This window comes from Vibrio rubrogenes, from assembly GCF_059641415.1.
On sequence record NZ_JCARSY010000061.1, the window covers coordinates 1 to 9,267 of the forward strand.

A 9,267-nucleotide genomic window follows, 5' to 3' on the forward strand; every position below is an offset into this window, starting at 1 on the left:
TTACGTCTTTTACTGATGAAATGAAATTATTAAAATATATCTCATTATCTTCGATATTGTCGGTAATAAATTCATAAAGTAGTTCTCTTATGTCTGTTCTACTACCACTGCCAGCATATGAATATATTGGAAAGTGAGATAACGTTATATATCTACGCAAAAAATCTGCTATCGATGAAAAAGTTACATCCGATTTTCTTTTCTTATTACTAAAGAAGCAGTTAATTATATCTACTACAGTATCTTTGTTCGATTCTAGGTACTCTTTTATCACAGTCGTTAAAGAGTCTTCATCGTACTTAGCATTATCTAATTCCATTGAATTAATAGGAGTTATACCTGTATTATATCTTCTAAATATTTCTTTTTTGATTTTGTCTTCTAATTCTAGAGATAACCTAGGCTCATTAACTACTTCAAATTCAAATAATCTAACTTTAGTATTTAAGAAAGCGTCTTTAATTTCTGGATTAAGAGTGTTGAAGTTTTTATCTTGAAGAACTTTTAATTCCATCAACCCATGAGTTGTAAGCTTAAAACTTGATTCTTTGAATCTTTTCAGTGTTTCAAACCTTTGTCTGCCATCAATTACTTCAATGTTTTTACCTGATTTGAAAAAAATAAGTGGTGGGATATCGGTACCTAAAAGAATACTTTCTATGAAAAATGTAGCTTTTTTCGCATCCCAAACATAATTTCTTTGATAATAAGGTTTATAATCTATTCTTGATAGATTTCGCTCACTTAATAAGGTTTTTACAGATATAGTCCGAGTGTTTATTTTTAAATTGTTTTTAAATAACCTGTTAAATTCGTTTTCCATGTATGATACCTTATTAAACAAAATCTTTTACAAAGTTGATATTTTTTTCAATGCTAATTTTAGCTGATATAGAATCGTTTTTCTCTACAATGTCAATGTAATCATTAGTTGATAATTCTTCAAAATGACTATTTATCAACCTGTCATAAAAATAATTTTCTATGAATTCTAACATCTTTCCTTTTTCTAGGCATAATTTAGTTTCAATATCAAGTGAGCTATTGGTAATCTTAATTATTATATTTTCATCTATATCTAATTCCATCTGAATCATAATTTTACCTATACTATCTATAGCTAACTCAGATGAGTAACTTGGATTTTCTATTTCTAGATCATACATATAATGCCAGTTGGAACTTAAAAAGCTATCTAACCAAGATGTAATAGAATGTCTCTTCATATTCACTGAGTTGTCTTCATCTAAAATAAACTTGAATTCAACTTTTGAAATTGGCATTAAATGTTTTAAAATGTTGTATTTTAAAATTAGAGGTCTAAAATTAACACCATAAGAAGAATGAGCGTTATAGTATATTAAAAATAACTCTTCTTCAGTAAATTGAGAACGAACTATTTTTGAATAGAAATATTTCTTTTTGATGTTTAAATCTTCTTGTTCATCAATAGTTTTATAAATTCGATAAATAGTCTTAAGATAATGGGAAATGTTATCTTTATTTTTGTAATATATTTCTTGATATTTATTATTTATTGTTTATTGATTTTATTTTATCTTTTGCTTCTGTGTTATGTATATCTAAAGAGGAAAGTTCTTTGTTAACTTTAGATATAAAATTTCCACTTTGGCTGGCGATATCTTTACGAATCCCTATGTAAATATCAAGTAATGAATAAAAGTTTGACTCAAATTGCTGAACTCTAGATGTTTTTGCTTGTTCTTTTAAAGCTTCCCTTTGTTCCTCGAATACTTTTCGAGCCATTGCATATTCTTTTCGCTGCAGTTCCATTTCTTCTTTTTGGTAATTTAAAGCAGAAATTTGTTTTTCAAGTGCATTTTGGTTAGTTTGGATATCTTTACGCTGTTCGGTTAGTCCCGCGTAGAAAAGTATAACTCCGGCTAAAGCCCATAAAGAACCAATAACACCTCCTACAATATCTCCAAATTGTCCGAAAACGTCTGTTTTAATCGGAACATCAAAGTTGAAAAATATAGATTTATAAGAAAAGGATAAGAGAAATACAATCAGTAGAAATACGCCTAAAAAAATTAGGACTTTAGAGAACCGCTCTGATACAAAAAAACTCACTATTATTCCTTATAGATCAATACTGGTACTAATTGTATAGGTAATACTGACATGCATCTATCCGAACTACAAGAAATCCTGTGAGATTTTAGATGTTTGATTATACATGTCAATCAATTCACTTTGAATTACAGGAAAGTGGGTGGGTGACGATGATGAAATTTTAGGTCATTTACATTCGAGCGTCTTTAGTACAGAGAGTATCTCTCATTTTGATGTCACCTATCGCTATAAATGGCAGGCTCGTAGTTGTTATTACTATCTTGACCTGCCTAGTTAAGTTTACAAGTATCTTGAAATCAAGTGCTCTTTAAAGTGCGCAGGATTCAACGTTTCACCCGTTGCCTGTTTCACCAGTTCATCGGTGGTGAATAAGCTGCCTTTGCTCCAGATGTTCTCGCTGAGCCAAGTGAAAATCGGAGTGAGGTCACCACTGGCGATGGTTCCATCCACATCAACGGCTTGCTGCATGGCTGCCATAAATTGCGCGGCATACATTGCGCCGAGGGTATAAGACGGGAAGTAGCCGAATGAGCCGTCCGTCCAGTGAATATCTTGCATACAGCCTTGGCGATAGTTGCCTTGGGTGGAAAGCCCGAGATAACGCTGCATCTTTTGGTCCCATAATTCCGGGACATCACGGAATTCGATCACACCATTCATCAAGTCACGCTCGATTTCGTAACGCAGAATGACATGTGCAGGGTAGGTGAGCTCGTCGGCATCGACCCGGATAAAGTCCTTATTGACTCTGGTGTAGAGCTTTTGCAGGTTCGTCTCTGCGAACACCGGATCATTATGAGCATTGAAATGCCGGGCAGCCAAACCCGCCAAATGAGAAATAAATTGAGGACTCCGGCCAATCTGCATTTCAAAAAAGAGTGACTGTGACTCATGAATCCCCATCGAGCGCGCTTCTCCGGCGGCTGTTCCGGCATAGGCTTTCGGCAAGCCTTGTTCATAGCGGGCGTGACCGGTTTCGTGGACGATTCCCATCAGCGACTGGACAAACTCTGTCTCACTGTAGCGTGTTGTGATACGAACATCGCTCGGCACACCGCCGCAAAACGGGTGGGTACTTTCATCCAGCCGGCCGTGATCGAAATCGAATTGCAGTAGTTTCATGACCGCTAATCCCAGTGACTTCTGAGTTTCACTCGGATAATTGCCCCGAGGTAGCAGCACGGATTCATGCGATTGTTTCTCAATCACTTGGTCAATCAACGCTGGCAGCCAAGATTTCACATCGTCAAATAAGCGATCCAGCGTTGCGGTAGATGCACCGGGCTCATACAGATCAAGCATCGCATCATAAGGGGTTTTGCCTGTCGCTGCTGCCCGGATCTGAGCTTCTTCGCGCGAGAGTTTGACCACTTCTTCCCAGTTGGCCGCAAATCCGGCCCAGTCATTATCTTGTTTCTGTTGTCGCCAGGCATGCTCGCAGCGGGCGCCGGCGATTGATTTGGCCTGAACGAGTGATTCAGGTAATACCGTGGCTTGTTGCCAGCGCCGCTTCATCTCACGCAAAACCGCTTGTTGCTCTGTAGAGAGCGGGGCTCGTTCTGCCTGTGCAAACCATTCGGCAAGCTGGGGCTGATTCATCAACTGGTGAATGTGGACTTGTAAGGCGGCCATTGCTTGGGCCCGCGCTTCAGCCCCGCCTTTTGGCATCATAGCGGCCTGATCCCAACCACAGATTGCAGCAAGGTGCTCAAAGTGAGCGATATTTTTTACATGCTCAACCAACTGATGGTACGCGTTCATAGATTCAACCTCTGTTTAAGTGGTAGCAAATGAGTTCAAGGGTATATCAAGATGCTGTGAAAGACACAATGATTTTTGTTTTTTGTGACTTATTGATTTATATGTAATTTTTATTATTAATTTTATTTGTTAAGTGACTCCCAAAAGTGATCTAAATTGCAAAATGCAATCGTCATGATGAGAAAAAGATTGATAGAATTGTTTTTTGTCTCAATTGAGTTTTAATTTAAACTCAAATAAATTAAATCGTATGATAAACAATTCGTTGGATCCGTAGCGGATTTTAGCGGAGCAGCTTTTTGCCTATTCATATAAAAGGAATGATCATGACAGTCACTTACGATGCTTCTATTGGTTATCTCGACTCTATTTTGAACAAGTCGGTTCACTCAACTTGTCGTCTCATCATGGATGGTCTTGAACGATGAACACGTTTCCGTCTGAACAAATACTCGGTTTGATGCCCACAGGGGCGCATCATCGCTTCTACTTGTTTGTTGATGGCCGCCAGTTACCGCCTTATCACCAAATCTATTTTCCTGACGATCCGATTGTTGAATCGGCAGCCGTTTATTTGTGTGAATCGGATGAAGAACACTCACCTTATCTATTAGCCGTTGATCCGTCGGTGAAGCGCTGGTTTTTGAAACATCAACAGGGCTCTGAAGGTTTTTTCTTTCGTTCATCATGGCCGATCGAACAACTCGCCGAACATTTCAGGCAGCAGGTACAGGTGTTGTCTCCTTACGGGACAACGAGCTATCTCAATATGGCTCATGCAGATGTGGCGTGGACGTTACTCAGTGCATCGTGTCATTGGCTTTGGCAACCGATGGATAAGGCTTGGCTTCCTACATCGTTGGGATGGCAAATTATGGTCCGGGCCGATTTTGAGCCGATGGTCTTTTTCGAATTGCCACTGCAATTAACACCGATGCAATGGCAGCAACTGAGTCATATTGCATGGCAGAGTCTGCTTGAAGCGATATATCATCACATGCAACGCCATTTTCCTGAGGTGTTATTCCAGCAGGAGCGTGGGGATCTCTGGGTGGAAGCCCATGCGCAGATTGCTCGTCAGAAAGGATTTGTCACCCGTCAGGATCAGTTGAATTACTTCAATATTATCGGCTGGCTGGGAGAGTCAGCGGTGACCGGTGAGGCGTATCCGGAAATTTATCAATTGATCCACTTTCCCTCATCAGCAAGTACACCGACTCAGCGGATTTGTCAGGCGGCTCGATTAGCCAGACAGTACGCGTTGAATGTGTGATGGCCGGGCATCTGGGGGCAGGAGAAGCTTAATCATCAAAACAATAAATAATTGAATTGTGTCTCATTACTTTTTATGCAAGATAAATGTCATAAAAATCACGTAAGTTGTTATCAGTAGACAAGCAATGGTTAAGGTTGATTATGCCGGGTGCATTTGCTCACATTACCGCAGTCAATCAGGCATTCATGCAAGGTGATGCGCTGTACACTTTACCCAGCCGAATGCAACGTATTTTACTCGTGAACCAGCGTTACGTAGAAATGGGCGCGGTTTCTCCAGATTTTCCTTATCTGAAAATTACTGATTCTCTTCAGGCTGCGTGGGCGGATCGGATGCACTATCAATCTGTCGGTGATTTGTTGCGTAGTATGATTAAGCATGTCCGTCGCTTACAGGGAGAACAGCAGGATCGTGCGTTTGCCTGGCTGAGTGGGTTTCTTGCTCATGTGATTACCGATATCACGATTCATCCGGTAATTGAGCTTAAAGTCGGATATTACGACCAGAACAAACAACAGCATCGCGAGTGTGAGATGCATCAGGATGCGTTTATCTGGCAACGGATGGGGCTGGGTGATATCGGTTATGTCGAACGATTGTCGCGTCATTTACTGCATTGTGCTGAGATCCAGTCACCCCATCAGATTGACCATGTGATTGAGACCGTATGGCGGGAATCACTGCTTGATATCTATGGGCAGCAATTCGGTACGCCGGATATTGACGGCTGGTATGTCGGGTTTATTCGCGTGATGTCTCTGGTTGAAGATCAATATCGGTTATTTCCGTTTTCCCGCCATGTTGCGGCTTTTCTTGGTTTGGTTTATCCGCAGATTTCAGCCATTGATCGTCAGTACATTGAACATCTGGAGACCCCTTATGGTTGCTGGCATTATGATCAGGTTTTCGATTTTACGGTCGCGAATATCGTCCGGTATCAATGTTTACTGGGTGAGAGTGTTTATGAGCACGGTGCAACGGACTGGCTGAAGAACTGGAATCTGGATACGGGGCGGTGTGAGCAGGGGAATTTAACGCTATGGTTACCAGAACAGATTAGGCTGCCTGAACAAAGCGGGCTACCGGAACCAATTGGATTACCGGAACGGGGCAGGTTACCGACGCGGATTGAACCACAAAAACAGAGAGAGACGTCCTAACACCCGGCGGAAAACACACAAGGGCCGGTGAGCCGACATTGAGCGCGCCGGTTACATGTCACACGACGTGCTCAACGAACGGTTAAATCTCCGACAGGCGTCAGGCTTCGGCAGGGGCCGATTTCATCATACCGTGACGGAAGAATAACGCAGTTTCTTCAATAACCACTTTTCTTAACATCAGCAAGCCAATCAGGTTGGGAATTGCCATCAGACCATTGACGATATCAGCAATAATCCAGATTAAATCCAGATGCAAAAATGCACCGGAAGCAATCAGCGCGATGAAGATGAGTTTATAGGTCAGGATACCTTTGGTGCCAAATAAGAACACCACACAGCGCTCGCCGTAGTAGTTCCAGCCAAGAATGGTGGTAAACGCAAAGAAGATTAATCCAATTGATACCAGCATCGGGCCAACCGTTGCTGAATCAAGACCGACGGCAAATGCATGGGTTGTCATCGCCGCACCGGACAGATCACCCTGCCACGCATTGGTGAGGATTAAAGCCAAGCCTGTCATGGTACAGATCAAAATCGTATCAAAGAATGTCCCCGTCATGGAGATCAACCCTTGTCGCACACAAGAGTCCGTTTTCGCTGCTGCTGCTGCCATCGGGGCGCTGCCAAGACCTGACTCATTGGAGAACACGCCGCGGGCGACACCGGCCTGAATCGCCAACATAATCGTGGCACCGGCAAAACCTCCGGTTGCTGCGGTCGATGTGAAAGCAGATTGAATCACCAGCAGGACTGCGGGAACAAACTGATCCGCTTGCATGATTAAGACCGACAGACAGGCCAGAATATAAAACAGCGCCATGGTCGGTACCACTTTACTGGCAACTTTTGAAATCGACTGAATGCCACCGATGGTGACAATGGCAACCAGCAGCGTCAGGATACCAGCCGCGACTTCTCTGGAAACTCCGAATGAAAGTTGTGATGCATCGACAATCGCGTTGACTTGCGGAAATGTCCCAATACCAAAGAATGCCACGCCAATCGCAAATACTGCGAATGCCGTCGCCAAAAATTTTGAACCCACACCATACTGTAGAAAATACATCGGCCCGCCAACCATTTGGCCTTTTTCATCGGTTTTGCGATATTTGACGGCCAACAGACATTCCGCGTATTTGGTCGCCATGCCGAACAAAGCAGCAAACCACATCCAGAACAGCGCACCGGGTCCGCCGAGTTTGATTGCCGTTGCGACACCGACAATATTGCCGGTTCCGATGGTTGCGGATAGTGCGGTACATAGTGCCGCGAAGCTGGAAACGTCACCGGTTTTGCCTTGTGACGAACGGCCAAACACCAGTTTTAATGCGGTGGGTAAGTAGCGGAATTGCAGCAGTCCGAGACTGAATGTGAAGTAGATACCGGTTCCGACCAGTAAAATAAGTAGTGGTGGGCCCCAAATAAAACTATCGATAGCACTGAATATAGATTGCAGATCTTGCATGATTTCCCCTTAAAATAAGTACAAATAAGGAGAAGAGGAAAGGTTGATTATAAAGTGATCATCCTGAAATAACGGACAACGCGTCGAATAAATTTTCAAAAAATGTGCCTTTCACTCCTCTGTCCTTTTGCCTGAGAGTTTCATCCCGGATGGGACTTGCTCCTTCGGCGATCGATTCAACGATTCTCTCCAGAGGTTCCTCCAACTACAGTCCTCGCAATTCTTCTTGGGGGAAGAATAAAGCACCTGAAAGATTTACTTCTTCGGCGGGTATGTTTACCTAATTTGTTAAAAATAGGTTAACAACCTCTCTCCTGTAGTCTTCACTGGAACAATCATCTAAATTGATGATTTACGCGGTGATGTTAATCCAAAAATTTTGTGATGTCACTTACAGAATTTAGGTAAATCTATAAAAAATGATGACTTGATGTATTATCGACTTTCCTCTGACCTTAAATAAAAGAATCATGATATAAATCCCAAATGAGTAAGGCGGAATAATTATGGTTAGACTCATTGCAATTATTGTTTTGATTGCGCTTGCATATGTTTTGGTTCGATACGACACTCGAGAAAACATCCAGAAGGGCATTATTGTCGTACTGTGTAGCGCTTTTGCAGTTTACCTGGTAGCCGTTGTGGTAAGTGAATTAATACGTTAAAGCAGATGGAGTTATTGTGAATAAACAATCTGACAGTTTGGATGATGGAGATGAAGACGTTGTCGTTATTGAGCAAAGGGACAAGCGTACTTATATCTACATTGGTATCGCTGCTGTGATAGGGATTGCCGCGGGCGGACTGATTGGTGCTTTGCTATCGGGACAACGCTGGCAAGAGGCTTATCAGGTGCTGGAAACACGCTATCATCAGCTTGAACAAGCCAATCAGAAAACACTAGTCGATTCAGATCAACAAACTCATTTGAAAATTCAACAACTGAGTAAAGAGTTTGATCAAAAGTTAGCGGACGAAAAAAGTGCTTATCAAAAGCAGGTCGATGCGCTGAATAGCAAAGTCGAGCAATTGGCTCAGGAAAAAGCTGAGTTGGCAAAGCAGTTATCTGAAGAGAAGTCGAAGATCACTCAGGTCAACAAAGTCAATAACCGGCTGAATCATCAGGCCGACCTTCAGGCGACGATGTTTGAGCGGTCTCGTGAACTGTTCCAGAAAGAGCTGAAAGTGAAGCAGTCACTTGAGTCGCTGGAAAAAGAGCGGGAAACCTTACAGCAGAAGAAGAAAGAGCTGAAGAAAGAGTGTGATCTTTATCTGCAAGGCACCTCGTGGGATGCACATTCCGATGCCTGTGATCAACAGGATGCTGCCAATGAACGTTTGGGTAAAGTCAATCAGCTGATCAAAGTCAATCAGATGGATTTGAAAGAGATTCAGGCGCTGGCCAAAGATCTGGGAATTGATGAGTAATGATGTGTGAATGAACCGGGACTTGGCGTTCCGGTTTATTGGCGTATCTGTATTCGTCCGACTAGATCTGACAGTTT

General features: G+C 42.3%; 8 protein-coding genes, 1 pseudogene and 1 riboswitch. Of the genes and pseudogenes, 3 read left to right on the plus strand and 6 right to left on the minus strand.

Features of this window, described 5'->3' with window-relative positions; translation table 11 throughout:
• From AC55NX_RS19990 to AC55NX_RS20010, 5 genes and pseudogenes are all read right to left on the minus strand, one after another.
• Positions 1–823 (minus strand): DUF262 domain-containing protein (locus AC55NX_RS19990; protein WP_496997327.1); only part of this gene is annotated, 823 nt, incomplete at its 3' end.
• A gap of 13 nt (positions 824–836) precedes the next feature.
• Positions 837–1,283, minus strand: coding sequence for a hypothetical protein (locus tag AC55NX_RS19995; protein WP_496997328.1), 447 nt, complete (start codon positions 1,281–1,283; stop codon positions 837–839).
• A 9-nt stretch (positions 1,284–1,292) separates the two neighbouring features.
• Positions 1,293–1,538: pseudogene (locus AC55NX_RS20000) on the minus strand (putative phage abortive infection protein); the annotation flags it as partial.
• Positions 1,531–2,094 (minus strand): hypothetical protein, encoded by a 564-nt coding sequence (locus tag AC55NX_RS20005; RefSeq protein ID WP_496997329.1) that lies wholly within the window; start codon positions 2,092–2,094, stop codon positions 1,531–1,533. The gene AC55NX_RS20005 and the pseudogene AC55NX_RS20000, both read right to left, overlap by 8 nt.
• A 282-nt stretch (positions 2,095–2,376) precedes the next feature.
• Entirely contained in the window at positions 2,377–3,858 is a 1,482-nt protein-coding gene (locus AC55NX_RS20010) for a carboxypeptidase M32 (protein ID WP_496997330.1), read from the minus strand.
• A gap of 424 nt (positions 3,859–4,282) precedes the next feature.
• On the opposite strand from AC55NX_RS20010, the gene AC55NX_RS20015 reads away from it, so the two are divergent.
• Positions 4,283–5,131, plus strand: a complete 849-nt coding sequence (locus AC55NX_RS20015; RefSeq protein ID WP_496997331.1) for a DUF4123 domain-containing protein — start codon at positions 4,283–4,285, stop codon at positions 5,129–5,131.
• A gap of 143 nt (positions 5,132–5,274) precedes the next feature.
• Entirely contained in the window at positions 5,275–6,294 is a 1,020-nt protein-coding gene (locus AC55NX_RS20020; protein ID WP_496997332.1) for a zinc dependent phospholipase C family protein, read from the plus strand.
• Positions 6,295–6,394: 100 nt separating this feature from the next.
• Here AC55NX_RS20020 and AC55NX_RS20025 read toward each other — a convergent pair whose 3' ends face one another.
• Positions 6,395–7,762: an alanine/glycine:cation symporter family protein gene (locus AC55NX_RS20025; protein ID WP_496997333.1), complete on the minus strand. Its 1,368-nt coding sequence runs from the start codon at positions 7,760–7,762 to the stop codon at positions 6,395–6,397.
• 109 nt (positions 7,763–7,871) lie between these two features.
• Positions 7,872–7,965, minus strand: a riboswitch (glycine riboswitch).
• A gap of 478 nt (positions 7,966–8,443) precedes the next feature.
• Here AC55NX_RS20025 and AC55NX_RS20030 point away from each other — a divergent pair.
• Positions 8,444–9,190 carry a chromosome partitioning protein ParA gene (locus tag AC55NX_RS20030; protein ID WP_496997334.1) on the plus strand — a complete coding sequence of 249 codons (747 nt, stop codon included), beginning with the start codon at positions 8,444–8,446 and terminating at the stop codon, positions 9,188–9,190.
• Positions 9,191–9,267 lie beyond the last annotated feature (77 nt).